At 39.3% G+C, this 17,679-nt stretch carries 16 protein-coding genes and 1 tRNA gene; 7 read left to right on the forward strand and 10 right to left on the reverse strand.

The features are described from left to right. Window positions 1-20: 20 nt before the first annotated feature. Window positions 21-638, reverse strand: coding sequence for a methyltransferase domain-containing protein (locus K345_RS0118220; RefSeq protein WP_037573212.1), 618 nt, complete (start codon window positions 636-638; stop codon window positions 21-23). Between the two features lie 124 nt (window positions 639-762). On the opposite strand from K345_RS0118220, the gene K345_RS0118225 reads away from it, so the two are divergent. Beyond that, complete coding sequence (locus tag K345_RS0118225; RefSeq protein ID WP_037573215.1) at window positions 763-1,119, forward strand: response regulator; 357 nt, start codon at window positions 763-765, stop codon at window positions 1,117-1,119. Here the strand turns inward: K345_RS0118225 and K345_RS0118230 are convergent. Continuing rightward, window positions 1,112-3,043 carry an ATP-binding response regulator gene (locus K345_RS0118230; protein WP_028975386.1) on the reverse strand — a complete coding sequence of 644 codons (1,932 nt, stop codon included), beginning with the start codon at window positions 3,041-3,043 and terminating at the stop codon, window positions 1,112-1,114. The two genes, K345_RS0118225 and K345_RS0118230, sit on opposite strands and share 8 nt — an antisense overlap. A gap of 80 nt (window positions 3,044-3,123) precedes the next feature. Here K345_RS0118230 and K345_RS0118235 point away from each other — a divergent pair, with 80 nt between their 5' ends. Continuing rightward, complete coding sequence (locus K345_RS0118235; protein ID WP_028975387.1) at window positions 3,124-3,798, forward strand: Crp/Fnr family transcriptional regulator; 675 nt, start codon at window positions 3,124-3,126, stop codon at window positions 3,796-3,798. A gap of 1 nt (window position 3,799) precedes the next feature. Here the strand turns inward: K345_RS0118235 and argS are convergent, their stop codons facing one another. The 3 genes from argS to K345_RS0118250 all read right to left on the reverse strand — a co-directional run bounded on the left by argS (window position 3,800) and on the right by K345_RS0118250 (window position 7,282). Continuing rightward, complete coding sequence (gene argS, locus K345_RS0118240) at window positions 3,800-5,506, reverse strand: arginine--tRNA ligase (protein ID WP_028975388.1); 1,707 nt, start codon at window positions 5,504-5,506, stop codon at window positions 3,800-3,802. A 24-nt stretch (window positions 5,507-5,530) separates the two neighbouring features. Further along, window positions 5,531-6,733 carry a D-alanyl-D-alanine carboxypeptidase family protein gene (locus K345_RS0118245; protein WP_169714840.1) on the reverse strand — a complete coding sequence of 401 codons (1,203 nt, stop codon included), beginning with the start codon at window positions 6,731-6,733 and terminating at the stop codon, window positions 5,531-5,533. 90 nt (window positions 6,734-6,823) lie between these two features. Continuing rightward, window positions 6,824-7,282 carry a hypothetical protein gene (locus K345_RS0118250; RefSeq protein ID WP_028975390.1) on the reverse strand — a complete coding sequence of 153 codons (459 nt, stop codon included), beginning with the start codon at window positions 7,280-7,282 and terminating at the stop codon, window positions 6,824-6,826. Between the two features lie 70 nt (window positions 7,283-7,352). On the opposite strand from K345_RS0118250, the gene K345_RS0118255 reads away from it, so the two are divergent. The 3 genes from K345_RS0118255 (at window position 7,353) to K345_RS0118265 (ending at window position 10,627) form a co-directional block, all read left to right on the forward strand. Beyond that, window positions 7,353-8,216 (forward strand): M28 family peptidase, encoded by an 864-nt coding sequence (locus K345_RS0118255; protein WP_028975391.1) that lies wholly within the window; start codon window positions 7,353-7,355, stop codon window positions 8,214-8,216. A 31-nt stretch (window positions 8,217-8,247) separates the two neighbouring features. Then, window positions 8,248-10,251, forward strand: a complete 2,004-nt coding sequence (locus K345_RS0118260) for an ATP-dependent helicase (RefSeq protein ID WP_028975392.1) — start codon at window positions 8,248-8,250, stop codon at window positions 10,249-10,251. A 76-nt stretch (window positions 10,252-10,327) separates the two neighbouring features. After that, the gene (locus K345_RS0118265; RefSeq protein WP_028975393.1) at window positions 10,328-10,627 is read left to right on the forward strand and encodes a hypothetical protein; all 300 of its coding nucleotides are present in this window, start codon (window positions 10,328-10,330) and stop codon (window positions 10,625-10,627) included. A gap of 139 nt (window positions 10,628-10,766) precedes the next feature. Here the strand turns inward: K345_RS0118265 and K345_RS0118270 are convergent. After that, window positions 10,767-10,851 (reverse strand) — tRNA-Leu (locus K345_RS0118270). 89 nt (window positions 10,852-10,940) lie between these two features. Between K345_RS0118270 and K345_RS21815 the strand changes: the two genes are divergently transcribed. Then, window positions 10,941-11,726 (forward strand): TatD family hydrolase, encoded by a 786-nt coding sequence (locus tag K345_RS21815; protein WP_053228457.1) that lies wholly within the window; start codon window positions 10,941-10,943, stop codon window positions 11,724-11,726. Here K345_RS21815 and K345_RS0118280 read toward each other — a convergent pair. Then, window positions 11,710-12,972 (reverse strand): OmpA family protein, encoded by a 1,263-nt coding sequence (locus tag K345_RS0118280; RefSeq protein WP_028975394.1) that lies wholly within the window; start codon window positions 12,970-12,972, stop codon window positions 11,710-11,712. The two genes, K345_RS21815 and K345_RS0118280, sit on opposite strands and share 17 nt — an antisense overlap. Before the next feature lie 12 nt (window positions 12,973-12,984). Beyond that, window positions 12,985-14,154, reverse strand: coding sequence for an ATP-binding protein (locus K345_RS0118285; RefSeq protein ID WP_053228458.1), 1,170 nt, complete (start codon window positions 14,152-14,154; stop codon window positions 12,985-12,987). 111 nt (window positions 14,155-14,265) lie between these two features. Between K345_RS0118285 and K345_RS0118290 the strand changes: the two genes are divergently transcribed. Beyond that, the gene (locus tag K345_RS0118290) at window positions 14,266-16,002 is read left to right on the forward strand and encodes a UTP--glucose-1-phosphate uridylyltransferase (protein ID WP_028975396.1); all 1,737 of its coding nucleotides are present in this window, start codon (window positions 14,266-14,268) and stop codon (window positions 16,000-16,002) included. Between the two features lie 298 nt (window positions 16,003-16,300). On the opposite strand, the gene K345_RS0118295 is transcribed toward K345_RS0118290, so the two are convergent. Together K345_RS0118295 and K345_RS23385 are read right to left on the reverse strand one after the other, a co-directional pair. Next, window positions 16,301-16,645, reverse strand: coding sequence for an STAS domain-containing protein (locus K345_RS0118295; protein WP_053228459.1), 345 nt, complete (start codon window positions 16,643-16,645; stop codon window positions 16,301-16,303). A gap of 77 nt (window positions 16,646-16,722) precedes the next feature. After that, window positions 16,723-17,679, reverse strand: a 957-nt coding sequence (locus K345_RS23385; protein ID WP_211227924.1) for a hypothetical protein, incomplete at its 5' end; no start/stop codon positions are given.

Raw genomic sequence — 17,679 nt, forward strand, 5'->3', positions numbered from 1 at the left:
TACAGATAACACTATATGGATTACTTTTGGCAGAGAATGGTAAAGTCATTAAGACGGTATTGATTAAATAATTGGACATCCCAAGGATACGACTTCAACTGTTCCTTGACCCATTGAGGATCAAAATAAGAATACTTTTCCTCCTTTGCAGGAGAGTCAACACTTAGTAAATTAAAGACAAGACTTTCCGTAAAGAGACTATCCAAGCTATCCATGCAATGAATAAAAAAAGAAGACATGTCTCCTATATTGAGATTAAAAATACCTGATATATAGATGAGATCAACAGGAAGGGACTTTTTCAAATCAACAGGAAGTTCTCCTGTATGACTAAAAAGATCACAGTGAAAAAAAACACCATCTTGAAAGCTTCTCTTGCATTCATCGATCATTTTTGCAAGAACATCTGTCCCTATATACCGACTGTTTATACCATTGCTCTTCAAATAGGAATTTAAATCCCCCAAGCCACATCCGATATCTAGTATTGATTTGTCTTTCAAATCCACAAGATTAGTCAGTTGTTCAAAACGCTGATACTGTGCTTCCTTACTTTCCCAGTCAAGGATCTCATAATTTTCACTATGCTTTTCAAATCTTGGTAGATAATGATCATTTAATTTATCAATTTCAATCATAATTTATTAAGTGCCCCTTAAAAGGATAGGGAAAAGTTAAGTAAGAGGCAAGTATCAAGGAGCTATTAAAAGAAACTTGCAAAACAGCAAGTCATCTCCATAATTGTGTATAGAGGTATATTATATGAAGATAATGTGTGTAGATGATTCTCCCTCCATACGAATATTGGTTAAGAAAGCTCTTGATGGACAAGGCTATGGTTTAGTTGAAGCCGAAAATGGCCTGGATGCTATGGATAAACTATCAACAGATATTTCCCTGTTTATTGTTGATATAAATATGCCCAAAATGAATGGCTTTGAATTTGTAGAAAATCTAAAACAAAAGCCGGACTATGGACAAAAACCAGTTGTTTTTCTCACAACGGAAAGCTCTGATGATAAAAAAGCAAAAGGAAAAAGCTTAGGAGTACGAGGTTGGATAGTAAAACCTTTTGAGCCAGAATCCTTACAAAAAGTTGTAAAAATGCTTCTTAATTAAGTTGTACAGATTCGATGGCCTTAAGAACGGCCCGTTTGTCATAGGGCTTAGATATAAGTCCAATCATACCGGAATTCTTGTATTCTTCGCTCTCCCCTACCGTAACATGAGCTGTTAAAGCAATAATAGGAATAGGATGGGACTCATAAATCTTACTGATCTGTGTCGCTGCTTCCAGACCATTCATAACAGGCATTCCAATATCCATAAAAATAAGATCAGGCTTCTTTAAGCGTGCCATCTCTACAGCTTCCTGCCCATTACGAGCTTCTCTGACCTGATAGTTATTTTTATGAAGAACAGTCTTTAAGTATAATCGGTTAATGATTTCATCTTCAGCAATGAGGATTTCCTTAATAGATGGGAACTCTGGGACATCCACTTCTTTGAGCACTTGTTCTTTGGAATAACCACTCTCCTGAGGGGGAATATCTATGTAAAAAGTACTACCTTCCTCTTCTTTTGATTCCACATTAATAGTGCCATCCATAATATTCAGTAAAGATTTAATGATACTCAAACCAATACCCAAACCTTCATGTCTTTTAGTATAGGGATCCTCTAATTGCTGGAAGGGAGTAAAAATATCCTTAATTGTCTGAGGAGCCATGCCTATACCCTGATCTTTTACACTAAAAGACAAATGACCATTAAACAAAACCAGGGACAAAACAATCCGCCCTTTATTGGAGAACTTAATACTATTATCCAATAAATTATTGATGATCTTTTTGATCCTCTGAGCATCCCCCACAAATATAGGGGAGTCCACATCTTTCTCAAAGTCTAAAACGAGCCCCTTCTGTTCCGCCTTATTCACATGGAGATTCATACTTTGCTGGAATAAATCAACAGCATTAAAAGGTTCTGTCTTCAGGGTAACTTTGTCTCGATCTAGACGGGTAATATCAAGAAGGTCCTGAACCATAGCAAGCATCCCCTCTGCGGAATGAAGAGCCATTTGGAGGTATTCTTCTTCCTGTGGACTATGTGTATCCATAAGAAGAAGGCTTAACATTCCCATAATCCCATTTAGAGGAGTTCGAAGTTCATGACTAACATTAGCCAGAAATTTGGTTTTAATGACTCCTGCTTCCCGATTCTCATTATACTCACCGACCATCTTTTCATAGGTCGTTTTTGCTTCTGACATATCCCATAAAGAAATCAGCCAGTAGGGGCGATGATGACTTTCTTCCTTTAGGAAATAGACCTGACATTTAACCCAACGTGCCTCATTACCAATGGATTGTATAAATTTTTTTTCAAAGCTCGTTCCTTGTCCCATCTCTTTACTAATGAATTGTTGAATATTATCTGCATCCCCTATGGGAACAATACGGGACAATTGATTAATATCCGATAACACATCTTTAGAGGTAACCATTCCAAAGGTTTCCAAACAATCTGTTGTATACGTTGTTTTACCCTGTTCCAAATCAAAAACAGTAAAACTAAAAGGAACAGTGGACATGACAATATCAAACCACTGGGGTACAACTAAAGATTCTTTATAATAGGATGTGATGGTAAAATCGATCTGTTCTCTAAGATCACAGAAATACTGATAAGCCTTATCCTCCCAGGGAGTTAACTCTTTATTTAACGCAAGAATCACGCCCCAGGTATCTAAACCTTGAGAAGATAAAATTAAAGCACGAACCCCGATAATATCATAATTAGCAAATACATTGAGTTGGGATAAATCATAAACCCCCTGTTCTTTGGGAAAACTATCAAGCTCCTCCGGTGAAGGGAAATCCTCACCATCCAACCACAAATCATGTTCCGCTGGCCAGATACAGACCCACTCTTTATCCCTACGTTCCAATATTAGTATCTGATCAACATTAAACGTAGCCTGAAATCGTTCAAACTTCACTTTCCATCGATTCCAATCCCCTAACAAAGGATGCTCAGCCATAGACTCTCCTGATTAAAAGTCTAGGAGTGACCCTTGGCAAATGCAAGGAATTCCTATCATTATAATGGTGAGGTCTATCAATGCTTATAGAGAAAATGAAACGAATCCCCTTATTCAAGTCCGTTAATGATACACTCCTTAAAGATCTTAATAAGGAATATTCCTGTCGAATATTAAGTTATGACAAAGGGAATATTATCGCCTTCCGTGGTGATGTCATGGAATACCTCTACATACTGGAAGAAGGAGTCGTTTCTACTCATATAGCCAGTATAAAGGGTAAGATTCTAAAGGTAGAAACACTAACAAGCCCCCACTTGTTAGCAGGGCCGCTAATATTTGCCAATCCAGCATTATGGCCAGTTCAGATCACAGCAGACACAGGGGTTAGGATATTATCAATACCCAAAGAAGGATTTGTTCAATTACTACACAAAGATATCCATCTCATGGAAAAGTTTCTCCAACTTTGCGGTAATAAAATCAGCTTTCTATCTGAGAAAATTCATCTTTATCAACATACAAATATCAAACAAAAGATAGCGATTTATTTGTTAGAACAGGTCAATCAACAAGGTACTAAGGATATACAAATTCCCCATACACTAGAAAGTCTAGCCGAACTCTTCAGTATAAGCCGACCATCCCTCTCCCGTACAATCGGAGAGCTGGTAGAAGAGCAATTCATAGTAAAAGAAAAAAAGACCTTCCATATTCTAGATAAAGAAGGTCTTGAACATTTAATTTATGAATAAATTACATTCTACCAGCGACTTCTATCCCTAGAAGTTCCAAGCCCTGTTTAATGACCTTAGCGGTTAGATCACATAGATAAAGTCGACTCAGCTTAATGTCCTGATCCTCAACAATGACCCTATTGGCATTATAGAAAGTGTTAAAGTCCTGTGCTAAATCAAATAAATAATCAGAAACAACGTTTGGCCGATAGCTTTCAGCCGCTTTCTGGAGAGCGGAAGGGAACTGGATAAGTTGTCCAAGCAACCTAATCTCTTGAGGTTCCTTAAAGATCTCAGACTTAGGAGAAGATATATTATCGATACCTGCTTTAGTCTTAATTGATTGTATACGAGCATACACATATTGAAGATAGGGAGCCGTATTACCATCAAAACTCAGATTCTTGTCCCAATCAAAGATAATAGCAGAACTTCGGTTCTGGCTAAGATCGGCGTATTTAACGGCACCCACACCAACTATTCGAGCTATATCCCTTTGTTCTTCTTCAGGAAGATCTGGGTTTTTCTCCTTCACAACATCAAAAGCTCTTCGTTCAGCTTCGTCTAACAAGTCCTTTAGATAGATAACATTACCCTTACGACTGGAAAAGTGACCATCTTTGAACTTCATAATCCCAAAACTAATATGTTCACATTTAACATCCCAATCTAGCTTGGAAGCAATACTGAACACTTGCTTAAAGTGAGGAGCTTGTCTGTCATCTGTAACATAGATTAATTGATTCACATCATAATCTTCCATTCTCATCTTAATACATGCCAGATCACTGGTTGCATACAAGTAGGCGCCATCTTTCTTCTGAACAATACAGGGATGAAGATGTTCCTCTTCATCGAAGAAAACAACCTGGGCTCCCTCACTTTCTTTGGCTAACCCCTTTGTTTTAAGGAGGTCCAAGATAGAGGGCATTAAAGGATGGTAATGAGATTCCCCATAGTAAGTATCAAAACTAACATTAAGGCGGGTATAAATCTTATTATATTCTCTGATAGAAGCCTGAATGAATTCTTTCCATAACTCTACTTGTGTAGCATCCCCATCCTGGAGCTTCTTAAGCTCTGACCTAGCTTCTTCTAGCATCTCAGGCTTATCATGAGAACGCTTTTCAAACTCGACATATAAACGCTCTAATTCTTCTACAGAGTCTTTGGCATAGGCATCCCTGTCTAACCACTGGTTATAAGCTACGATCAACTTACCAAATTGCGTTCCCCAATCCCCTAAGTGGTTGTCTCCAACAGTGTGATATCCTAAGTAATTGTAAATTCGTTTTAAAGAATCCCCAATAATAGTACTTCGTAGATGACCAATATGCATCCGCTTAGCAATATTAGGAGATGAGTAATCGATTATGATATCACCAGCTCTATCCAAATTGCTGAATAAATCCTCTGTATTGAAGAGATTATTACAGTATTCAATGATTTTACTCTGACTAATGGTAAAATTAATAAATCCCGGACCAGCTATTTCAATGGATTCCAGGACATCCTTCTTATCAATAGCATCAACGATTTTTGTAGCGATGGACCGTGGATTATCTCTCAAAGGCTTGGCTAAAGTCATTGCAGCATTACTCTGCATATGACCAAACTTAATATCTTTTGTGAACTGTAATTGGGTGTCTGCAACATCCACTTGAGGAAAGGCTTTTAAAATACCTTCATTAAGAATCTTAAGTACTTGTTCTGTAATTATTTCCATTGTCCAACTCCTTCCAAGTTTTTATCATATTGATTTAGGCTTCATCAAGTCCCGGAAAAAGAGAAGGATCTTATGCCATGCAACTTTATACCAGGGTCCTTTATTAACAGAGGTAGGACTCTCAAGTGTAAAGTGAGCCAATTCCTTATCCCCAATATAATAAGTCAAAGAGCCTAACTCAGTTCCTGCTGGGAAGGGAGCCATAAGCTCTTCTTTTAGATAATATTCGCTCCTTAATTGATCTTTTTGATCATTAGGAACAACGATTTTAACAGAGCCATTCACAGAAGGAGAGATCCAATTCTTATCGCCCAACCAAACCTGTACCTGAGACATATCAGGAATGGGTGGTGTGATGAATTGATTATCCTTGAAGCCATAATCTAAAAGCCGGGCTGCTTCCTGAGCTCTTAAAGCAATACCATTCATGTAATCATCCGTATTGATTCCTAACAAGATTCCTATTAGTCGATAATCACCTTGTTTAGCGGTTACAGCAATATTAAATCCCGACTCATCAATATATCCTGTCTTTAATCCATCAGCTCCGGGATAGGCTCCAATAAGCAGATTGGTATTTTGTTTTGTTCTCACACGGACATTGGGATGATTGTCAAAAATCCAATTATCCTCTTTGGGAAAGGTCATAGTATGCTGAGAATGATATAATTTAAGACTATCAGGATAATTGCGAATATAGATCCTGGCAAACTTAGCCAAATCTCTGGCAGTAGTAATGTTTTTCTCAGACAGTCCTGAAGGATCATCAAAATGGGTCTCTGATAAACCTAAGTCCAAAGCTTCCTGATTCATCCGATCAACAAAGGAATCAATATCGCCGGCTATGGTGATTGCCAATGTATTAGCAGCATCATTTCCACTCATGACAGCCGTACCTCTTATCAACTCATCTAAGGTAACCCTCATATCTGCATACAACCCCATATGACTTGAAAAAGGTGGTAAAGCGGCTAAAGTCCCTTCATAAGGAATAGGGACATAATCATCTAATTTAATTTGTCCAGATTTAATCTTTTTGTAAACCAGATCAAGGGTCATAAGCTTAGTTATGGAAGCAGGAGGAATAGGCATATCAGAGGACTTTTCATAGATAATCTGGCCTGTAGTCTCCTCAATCAGGATAGCAGAAGAGGCTATCGTATCAAACCCAAATATATTATGTGATATCAATATTGATAATACAATAAAAGGTAATTTTTTAATCATAGTTCCCCCAGAAGGGCGCATTATAAGGGATTATTAGATAAGGGAAAAGAGAATACCCCTGGGATATTCTCCATTATTCCCCAGGTTCTTTTATTTTTCCTTGCCGATATCAACAAGAAAATAAGTTCCAGTTGCCGTTGAAGTCAATGTTTGAATAACCTTAACGGCTCCTTTAGAAGCCACATCGACAGCACGGCCAGACAGGATTCCTTCCTTTTCCAGATACTTTTTGAGATCTGTTACAGCATCCTCACCAGACTTAGACATATTATCACCATCAAAGGCAATGACCTTGTATTTAACGAATACCTTATCTCCTGACTTTCTTTCAATAGAAGAGATAACAGGAATTTGACCGGATCTATCTTTTAAGACATAGACACTTAAGGAAGTGAAAGGAACGTTCACCGCTTTCGTTACTTCACCAGCAAGAAAAACCTCCGTCCCCCCATAACGGGCAGGATTATTCTTCAGAGTCTCGATGTTAGTTGACACACAACCAACAAAAAACAAAGCCACGAATGATAAAATTATGCTTTTTTTAATCATTTCAATCTCCTTCCTAAAAAAGATAGCAAAAAAAATGGATTAATTCATCTATTTCCCCGATATTAAACGGATGGTTGAAGAGCTTTTATCCCTAGAGGAATTTAAAGATTTTTGTCACTTGGATTGTAATAGAAGTAGCTATCTCCATCGATTACTAAGTAAAAAAGATATTCCCTTCAAGGGAATAACCAACAAAGACGCTTATAACTTTCTCATCCTTCCAGGAGCTGGAAACCCCAAAGACTTTGATAGACTCTATGTGGCTCATTATGACAGAATCAAAGGGACCTATGGAGCCAATGATAATTCAGCAGCGGTCTTCCAATTAATAAAACATGCCCTTCTCATTCAAAGACAGAATCAAAAAAAGAACACAGCTATCCTACTGACAGATCTAGAAGAGTTTCATTTTCATAATAGACATAACAAACAAGGTAGCTATTATTTTGCCAAGGAGTTTGAACAAGCCCCTTTTATGAACCATATATTCGTTTTTGATATGTGCGGCATTGGGGATCATATTATCTGGTCCAAAACCTTTCATAAAGCCTTTAATAATGATGCCCTTGAAAGGACCAGACAAAGGATCAGAAAGCAAGTCATAACCTCTAGTTATCCCATTAGTATGAACCGCCTTCCCTTTAGTGATGATCTTGGCTTCTTCCAGGCCGGGCACTTTGCCCAACTTATAAGCCTTCTTCCTCAGGAAGAGTTGGATCAACTAAGCCAATGGCAGCAAGCAGAACTTCCTAAATCTAAACCTGACAATTATTTACAATTCAAAAAGCACGATCACAGCCTATGGAGGAAGACCCTTCCTGATGCCTGGAAGGTGAATCATACCATTGAGGATACCTTTGAAAGTTTGACTCAGGAATCCTTTGATCTTATGGGAGAATTTCTTTCTTACCTAAGTGACCTCGAATTCGCTTGAACAACTCTATTATTTTCATAACAATGGCCCTATGATCTATAACCTAAAGAATGAATTAAATGACAAACAGTATGAGGCCGCTACGACCATTGATGGACCTCTTTTACTAATAGCTGGTGCCGGTTCCGGTAAAACAAGGGTAATCACCTTTCGTATTGCCAATATGCTGGCCCATGGTATACACCAATCTTCCATCCTGGCCCTCACCTTTACTAATAAGGCGGCAAAGGAAATGTCAGAACGGGTAAAGGATTTGACCGGAAGAAAACTGTCGAATTTGACCGTTAGTACCTTTCATTCCTTTGGTGTTCAAGTATTAAGAGAATCTATAACAAAACTAGGGTATCGACCTAACTTCACCATATATGATGCAGTAGACAAGATAAGTCTTCTTAAAGAAGCAGCTCGCGAACTGAACCTGGTGTATGAACCACAGGAATTACAAAACATAGGACAAATATTCTCAGGCCTGAAAACATGGAGGACCTCCTGGTCTGAAGTAGATGGGTCTCTAAAACCTCTCTATGAAGAATATGAAGATCATCTTAAAACCTATAATGCTGTCGACTTTGATGACTTGATTGTCAAGCCTGTACAGCTCTTCGAAAACTTTCCAGAAGTATTGGAAAGCTACCAAAAACGATTTACCTATGTCATGGTAGATGAATTTCAGGACACATCCATAGCTCAATACAAAATGATGAAATACATTGCCCTCGGTTCACGCAATATCTGTGTTGTAGGGGATGACGATCAGTCTATCTATAGCTGGAGAGGGGCTAACTATGAAAACATTCTCCAATTCGAAAGGGAATTTCACGAACTAAAGGAAATCAGACTAGAACAAAACTATCGATCAACAGGGATGATTCTTAATGCGGCCAATGCGGTTATAGCCAATAATACCAACCGTAAAGACAAGGTCCTCTGGACAGGAATGGAAGGAGGAGCTTCGATCAGCTTGAACCATCCAGAATCAGAACTTAAAGAAGGTGAGTTCATTGCCGAAACCATTAAGACCCTGGCTTTCCGGGAAGGAATACGTTATGGAGATGTGGGTATCTTGGTTAGAACCAATAGTCTAACCAAATCTATTGAAGTCGCTCTCCTGACAGAAAACATCCCCTATCGAGTATCTGGAGGTACGAGTTTCTTCCAGCGTAAAGAGATCAAAGATATTATTAGTTACTTAAGAATCATCTATAACCCAGATGATGATGTAAACCTGTTGAGGGTCATTAATACTCCCCGTAGAGGGATAGGGAAACGTTCCTTACAGACTATCAATGCCATCGCCAATACGAAAAGCTCAAGCTTATACAGCTCTATATATGACCTTACTTTTGCTAGTGACACTCCCATTGGATCCACTATGCAAGGCTCCTTAAGTGAGTTCATCGAACTCATTGAAGAATACAAAGATAGATTCAATTCCAAAGATAAATTAGCTGATACTCTCAGGGACATGGTAGAATCTATTGATTATTGGGGGCATCTAATACAGGAAAATCCTAAAAGCGATAAAGCAGCCCGGTGGAAATACCAGAACCTGGAAAGCTTCATCAGTATTCTGGAAGATTGGGAGAATAACCCGGATGTACAGGATAAGTCTCTCGGAGCCTTCTTAAACAGAATTACTCTAATCACCAGAGACGATGTTAGTGATGATTCAGAAGACCATAGCAAGGTTAATCTTATGACAGTGCACGCCTCAAAAGGACTCGAGTTCAAGGTCGTCTTCCTGGCTGGTGTGGAGGAAGGCATTATTCCCCACCAACGTTCCCTGGAAGAAGGTGATGGGAATGTTGAAGAAGAAAGGCGCCTTTTCTATGTGGCTATCACAAGAGCAAGGGAACAACTTTTCATGACCGCTTGCCGGACGAGACGATCCATGAATGAAACGATTGAACCAGCCGCTAGTCCTTTTCTTGATGAAATCCCAACAGAACTTATCCAGTATCATGAGTTTGAGGACTATGTCGATGTTTCCGAAGCGAAAGATCTTTTTAAGGATTTAAAGAAGCGCTTCTCCTAAGCTTTTCCCTTGACAAGGGCTTTCATATAACTGATCATGGGACAGTTAATGGATACTTTGAATGAGGAGATTTCTTTTGAGTACAAATAAAAAGAGGGTTCAGGCAGAGGTTCAGAAGGCACAGGAAAAGATATTAAAAGTCTATACAAGACGAATGCAGGGTAAAGAAAAAAGAGCCCTCACAGCCTTCTTGCAAAAGGGAGGCCGCATTGGTTCTTCCGAATTCCAAACCTTAAGCAGCACAAGCAAGGATGCCTTGGTTGAACTGAACCTCAAATCAATAGAGATAATGAAAAGACATACAAAAAACCCCTTCCAAAAGATTCGGTTTTCTGTAGCAGGCTTTATGACAAAGAAACTGCGATCTTCACTATAATTTTTTGATGTTGAAACAAGAAAGGGATGATAATCATTATCATCCCTTATTTTTTTATAACAAACTATTGACATTAGGATGTGCAAAAATCATTGGACCATAAAAAAAGACCATCAAATAGATGGTCTTAATTGTGGAGTGCCGAAGACGAGACTTGAACTCGTACAGCCATAATAGCCGAGGGATTTTAAGTCCCTTGTGTCTACCAATTCCACCACTTCGGCAACTGAAAACTACAATAACGAGATTCCCATTCTTAGTCAATACGTTATTTTCACTTTTCCTTTCTGATTAAAAACGCTATTTTAGGGGAATGAATAATACATACAAATTAATAGATACACACTTTCATATGATGGAGATGTTACGCAAAGAAATTTCACCCCATGACATATTTACCCAATCACAGGATATTGCCTTTCTTATGGATATAGCAGTGGATGGTGATAATTTTGACCAGCGTACAAACATCACCCATTCATCCTTATACTACAGTGCTGGAATTCATCCTGAGAATACGAATATTGATATAGATAAACATAAAAATCTTGTACTGGAACAGGTAGAACATCCCCGGGTAATAGCCATAGGAGAGACAGGGATTGATCTTCATTACACAAAAGACACTCTGCCTATTCAACTTGACCTCCTACACTTCCAGGCGGAACTGGCCATAAAAAAGGACCTACCCTTAGTCATCCATAGTAGGGATGCAGATAAGGAGATCCTCCAGGCTCTCAAGCCCTATAAAGGCAAAGTACAAGGGATCTTTCACTGTTTTTCCTCGGGACCGGAATTTGTAGAGAACTCCCTTGATCTGGGATTCTACTATTCCTTTGCCGGGAATGTGACCTTCAAATCTGCCAGGAACATACAGGAGGCGGCCAGAGTCGTACCTAAAGAAAGGATATTTGTAGAAACAGATGCCCCTTATCTGACACCCGTTCCTCATAGAGGCAAAGGGAATTCCCCCCTTTATGTACATCACACACTAGAGTATGTGGCCACTCAAAGGGAAATGCTGCCCAAAAGTCTGGAAGATCAAATTCTTATTAATATAAGATCCCTATGGGGCAATAAGATCAATCTTCCATTATAACGATCTCAACCCTCCTGTTTTGAGCTCGCCCTTCGTCGGTATTATTATCAGCGACAGGTTCTCGTCCCCCCCGTCCTTCAAACAGAATGCGTCGGGGATCGATACCATTGTTCATTAGATACTTAGCTACCGTCTTAGCCCTTTCCATAGACAAGCTTTGCTGACTTTCAGCAGAGCCTACATCTGCTGTATGCCCTAGAACATGAAAAGTACGATCGGGAACAGCCTGGAGGACTTTGGTTATCTGGGACAACTTTTTATCTTCTCCCGGGAGCAATGTGGCTTGATCTGGATAAAAATTGAGAGTGTTCATAGTTAACATAACCCCTTCTTCATTCTCACTCACACTAAAGTCACCTGCTTGGTCTGTCCCACCTGTTCCAGAACCATCTTTAGCTCCTGATCCGCCAGCCCCGTTCCCCGGTTCTAATTGATCTATTTGATCCTGTATCTCATCGGATAAGCTACGTTCTAACTCTGCAATAAGGGAGCTTCTCTGAAGGGGAATGATATCTTTATACCAGGTCAAATGAAAGCCTTTATGCTCGATCTGGCGTCCATCATTATAATAAAACTCATCTGTCAGAGTGTCTCTCATAAATATAGGCTTCCCTTCCAGGGATACATAAAAAGCAATGACATGCTTGCCGCTAGTCTTTAATAAATTACGATCCCCCTGGGGATCATCACCATTTTGATACCTGAGGGCATATTGTCCAGTGATCACATGAACCTGTTCTCCCAGATAATCATCAAGACCTCTATACTCATACTCACAAAGGATAGGAACGGTGGTATAATTTCCGTCATTGAGAGGGTCTATAACTTTTTGTCCATAACTGGTCCACCGCTGGCCTACTTTGATACCTTCAGGAGGAGCACTGGGGAAATTTCTGAAGACAGGATACGCCTGATGCCCCTGACTAATCCAATCCCCTTTAGGACTAATATTCAGATTAATATCAAGAACCTGGTTAACTCCGTTAATCGTATAGCGATTATCTTTTTTCGTTTCCTGAAGGACAAAATACTGACCGGCATAAGAACCTGGTTCCTGTTGATTGAGAATTCCCCGAACCTCACGATAGGCTAATCCCTGGTACCTATTATTTTCTTTAATCCTAAAATCATAACGATGGAGAATTTTAAATTGATCCGGGTATACAATCTGAGTTAATTCCTGCCCCCATGAGGGTATACATAAGACGAATATTAAACTAATGAGAATGAGGGGTCCTTTTGACATGATGAAGCTCCTTTAACGTCCTTTGATAGGAAGATATATGGTAATCTTGGTGCCCTGCCCCATCTGACTATCAACAGATATGGTTCCATGGTGGGCTTCGATAACATTCTGAACAACTAACATACCTAAACCTGTACCACCACTATTGGATTGGCTAAAGAAAGGATCAAATACATGCTCCACGACCTCTGGACTCATACCTTCCCCATCATCAATGACTTCCAGTTTAAAATGAATATCATCTTCATACAGGGAACGAAGAGTCAGACATCCTCCTCTCGACATAGCTTTACGGCCATTATCAGCCAGATTATAGAGAACCCTCAGGATTCGCTCTACATCGATCAAAACAGGTCCATTATATTGAAGGTCCTTTTTAAAAGTAATTTGGTTACGAGGATCTCTTGATTTGATAAAACTTTGGACTTCATCAAAGATAGAAGCCATATCTGTAATCGACCAGTTCAATCTTATCTGACCTCTGGAAAAATCCAATAGTTCATTGCATTGGCGATTTAGGCGATCCACCTCTGTCTGTATATTCTTAATATAAGAACAAATCTTATCTTCCCTTGGAATTTGATAAGAAATGAGTTCACTATAGCTCTTGATAATAGATAAAGGATTTCGCAAGTCATGAATAATACTGGAAGAAAACTTACCCACTGTAGATAAACGTTCTGAACGAACCAGTTCTGCCTGAGTTTGACGGAGTTCTCGTAAAGCATTTTCTAACTGAGTATTTTGAAGACGCAGTTCTTCCACAAAACTATCGTTACTCTTGCGGACCATACTGGATACGGATTTCATAATAGCCAGGGCAATAGCTGAATTGCTTTTAATAAGTTCTTGAAAATCATTTTGATTCTGATAAAGGACCTTAGTCGCTTTGGCAGCGATAACAGTGGCAGATCGGGGTAAATCATCGATAAGAGCCATTTCACCAAATAAGCCCCCCTCCTTATGAACAGCAAGAAGGTCACTATTCTCGGCTCCCCAGTCTTTCCAAACTTCTACGGTACCTTTAAGGACTATATAAAACCTATCGGCCTGATCCCCTTCCCGAAAGATAATCTCTCCTGCGGAAAAATAATCTTCCTGACAATACTTAATGACTTCATCTACCTCTTGATCAGTCAAATTAGTGAAAAAGGCTACTTTCTTTATAAAATCCTGATACACCGGAACCCCCATAACATTTTGGAGGATATATTTACATTAGGCAAGTAAAACCCAAGGACTGGAATGTTATTCTATCTTTTATTATCCTGTTAACACTTAAAGGAGGTATTTGTGACTCAGGAACAGAGTGATCTTATACAGATATTAAAGGAAAAAGGACAGGAACATCTCGTCGGTCATTCCGATTCATATTATTCCCAGTTAATAAAAGCTCATCAGGCTTATCCCGGAGGGATTGGTCATTATATAGACAACGCCCGAAAGCTTCTTCAGGAATCACAGGCGGGAGTGAATCCCTATGACGGCTATATTCCCTCACAACCGGAAGTACAAGATTTAACAAGTCTTGATGCCCATTATGAAGCCCTCGAACAACGTGGTTTGGAACATATAAATAAAACAGCCTTTGTACTCGTTGCCGGCGGTTTAGGGGAACGCCTGGGTTACACTGGTATCAAATTAGACATTCCCGTTGAGGTTCTCAGAGAAACTTCTTATATAAAACATTACGCCCAATGCTTATTAGCCTTACAAAAAAGAATGTCATCTCCACAGCCTATCCCCTTTGTCATTATGACATCAGAAGATACAAATGATAAAACCTTAGAAAGCCTCAAAACAAACAACTACTACGGCTTAGATCCAAAGCAAGTTATTATCATAAAGCAGGAGCTTGTTCCTGCTTTATCAGACAATGAGGCTCATATAGCTCTGGATGAAAACAATGAAGTTGTCTTCAAACCCCATGGTCATGGAGATGTGCATATGCTGCTTCATACAACAGGAACAGCTCGTAAACTCTATGAACAGGGAATCGAACATCTTGTATTCATGCAGGATACCAATGGACAGATCTTTAATGCCGTACTAGGTGCCATAGGAAGTTCTCTGGAATATGACTATGACTACAACTCTATGGCTGTTAACCGTGTCCCCGGTGAAGCGGTAGGTGGTTTGGTTAAGCTTACCAAAGAAGGGCATTCCATGACCATCAACGTAGAATACAATCAGCTAGACGGCCTTCTTAAAGACACAATCAGTCCAGAAGGGGATACACCTAATGAACATGGTTACTCACTATTTCCGGGTAATATTAATATTCTATTGATCAAAATGAAATCTTATGTGGATATCCTGGATAAGACTGGAGGAATTATAGCAGAGTTTGTTAATCCCAAATACAAGGATGAAAAAAGGAATGCCTTCCTCAAACCAACTCGATTAGAGACTATGATGCAAGATCTTCCTAAGTATTATGATAACAGTCACAAAGTGGGCGTTACCATATTCAATAGAGAATGGTGCTTTTCAACAGATAAGAACAATGTCGTCGATGCAGCAAAACGATATGCCTCCGGTAAACCAGCAGAATCAGCCTGTTCTGCAGAATCTGATTTTTACTTAGCCAACAGGATGAAAGCAAAGCTGGCTCAAATGCATACAGAAGAAGGAACAGAAGATCTGATGCAGGGGATTCCCTTTGTACGATCAGCTCGTATCCTCTTATTCCCTGACTTTGTTATGACCCTTAAAGAAGTGAAAGACAAGATCAAAGGGGGAAAAGCGGAACCAGACTCCACCCTTATCATCGAAGGCCAGGATATTATTCTCGAGAATGTAGTCCTCACAAAAGGTTCTGCCCTTATTGTCAAAGCTGTGGAAGGAGCTAAGGTTACTATCAAAAACAAGACCATTAGCAACAAAGGCTATGCATTGGTAAAACTTAGTGATGCAGAATTAAAATCCCCGGATACTCCTGAATATCTTAAAATTCGTGGTTACCGATTTGAAGAGCAGGAAGCAGAACGATTAGTGTTCGACAAGCCCGGTGAATATATTATCGAATAATTCTTAGTTAGCTGTGTTTTTCCTGCTGTCCTTTTGACTTAGGACGGGAGGAGAACACAGACTGTTATTGTCTTTTCTAACAAAACCTCTATACAGCAGTATTTGATATCACCTCTGATTTATTATTTGTGATAGGTTAAGCTTTTAACGAGAAAGGACCAGTTTAATATTACTCAGCACTAAAAATCATTTTGAAAGGCCCTGTAAAACTTTTTGAATGGGCCTGTAAAACTTTTTTAAAGGGCCTTTCGAGATTACTTACTATGCTTTATTCAAACATAGTAGAGGTAACAGGGTATTACTTTTTTCCTTCCCAGGCAGAGGCCTCATCATCATAGATTTCAAAAACAGTATTGAGACGGGTAAGTTTGAACACAGAAGAGACTTGTTCTGTAGGTGAGAATAAACGGAAATATCCACCACTCCCCTTCGATAATTTAAGACCAGAGACAAGAGCCGCTAAACCGGAGCTATCCAGAAAGTCCAAAGCATGGAGATCGACTATTATATTATTATTGCCTTCTTCAATACAGGTACGAATATCTTCTTTCAATTCCCCTACACTTACAGCATTGAGTCGTCCCGTTAGTAAGATTTTAACTTTATGGTCCTCTAGCTTTTGCAGTTCTGTAGTTAAAGCCATAGTCACTCCTTAGGGTTCTTCCTTTTATTATCGTTCATAGGACGTGACCTTTCCAGTATTTAAGCGAAAAAGGGCTGTCACAACAGCCCTTCTTCAAAACCTTCAAATAAATCAATCAGTTCAGATTCATCAATATCATCTTCATTGGGGTCTATATCATTTCCTAAGGTCATATCCTCAGAGGTATTGGCATTATCAATATCCATAATATCGACTATACCATCTAGAGATACATCAGCCCCTGAATCTTCTCCCACTAAGAAGGATTCATCAGAGGAGGCTGAGAGATCTAAATCTACAGCTACTTCCTCCACAACAAGTTCATTATCTACTTCGATATCTATTAGTTCTTGATTCCCCTCATCCTGCTCTGAACCATCCAAAGAGGATTCTAAATAATCTAGGACTTCATCTAAGGAGGCATCCCCCTCTAGAGAGGCATCTCCTTCTAATTCTCCTTCTGACGTCACTTCTAATTCAGACTCCTGATCTAGGGATACTAAAGCTTCTGAATCCTCAGAACTAGTATCCTCAGCAAAGATATTGGTGTTCTCACCCTGATCATCACTATTATCAGCTCCTTCATATCGATTGTCACCTTTACTTTCATTATTGCTTAGGTTGTCATCAATATCCCTGGAACTATCTAGGGAATTGGATTCTGTTCCCAGATCATCATTAGTAGCATCAACACTTTCAGAGTCTTCTGTTAGTACATCTTCTACAGGATCTTTGGTGCTACCGTTATCCTTATTCGTATTCTCTCCCTGATCATAGCGGTTATCACCACCTTCATAACGATTATCACCTTTACTTTCGTTATTGCTTAAATCATCGTTGTTAGGGTCATCATCGTTGTTAGGGTCATCATCGTTGTTAGGGTCATCATCGTTGTTAGGGTCATCATCGTTATTAGGGTCATCATCGTTATTAGGGTCATCATCGTTATTAGGGTCATCATCGTTGGGATCATCGTCGTTGTTGGGTTCATCGTCGTTGTTGGGTTCATCGTCGTTGTTGGGTTCATCGTCGTT

The organism is Spirochaeta cellobiosiphila DSM 17781 (genome assembly GCF_000426705.1).
Taxonomy (GTDB): Bacteria; Spirochaetota; Spirochaetia; order DSM-17781; family DSM-17781; genus Spirochaeta_E; species Spirochaeta_E cellobiosiphila.

Coding starts and splice junctions, on each gene's coding strand:
- K345_RS0118225 (WP_037573215.1), top strand. CDS start 763: ATGAAGATAATGTGTGTAGATGATTCTCCCTCCATACGAATATTGGTT.
- K345_RS0118220 (WP_037573212.1), bottom strand. CDS start 638: ATGATTGAAATTGATAAATTAAATGATCATTATCTACCAAGATTTGAA.
- K345_RS0118230 (WP_028975386.1), bottom strand. CDS start 3,043: ATGGCTGAGCATCCTTTGTTAGGGGATTGGAATCGATGGAAAGTGAAG.
- K345_RS0118235 (WP_028975387.1), top strand. CDS start 3,124: ATGCTTATAGAGAAAATGAAACGAATCCCCTTATTCAAGTCCGTTAAT.
- K345_RS0118245 (WP_169714840.1), bottom strand. CDS start 6,733: ATGATTAAAAAATTACCTTTTATTGTATTATCAATATTGATATCACAT.
- K345_RS0118295 (WP_053228459.1), bottom strand. CDS start 16,645: ATGGCTTTAACTACAGAACTGCAAAAGCTAGAGGACCATAAAGTTAAA.
- argS (WP_028975388.1), bottom strand. CDS start 5,506: ATGGAAATAATTACAGAACAAGTACTTAAGATTCTTAATGAAGGTATT.
- K345_RS0118255 (WP_028975391.1), top strand. CDS start 7,353: ATGGTTGAAGAGCTTTTATCCCTAGAGGAATTTAAAGATTTTTGTCAC.
- K345_RS0118260 (WP_028975392.1), top strand. CDS start 8,248: ATGATCTATAACCTAAAGAATGAATTAAATGACAAACAGTATGAGGCC.
- K345_RS21815 (WP_053228457.1), top strand. CDS start 10,941: ATGAATAATACATACAAATTAATAGATACACACTTTCATATGATGGAG.
- K345_RS0118280 (WP_028975394.1), bottom strand. CDS start 12,972: ATGTCAAAAGGACCCCTCATTCTCATTAGTTTAATATTCGTCTTATGT.
- K345_RS0118250 (WP_028975390.1), bottom strand. CDS start 7,282: ATGATTAAAAAAAGCATAATTTTATCATTCGTGGCTTTGTTTTTTGTT.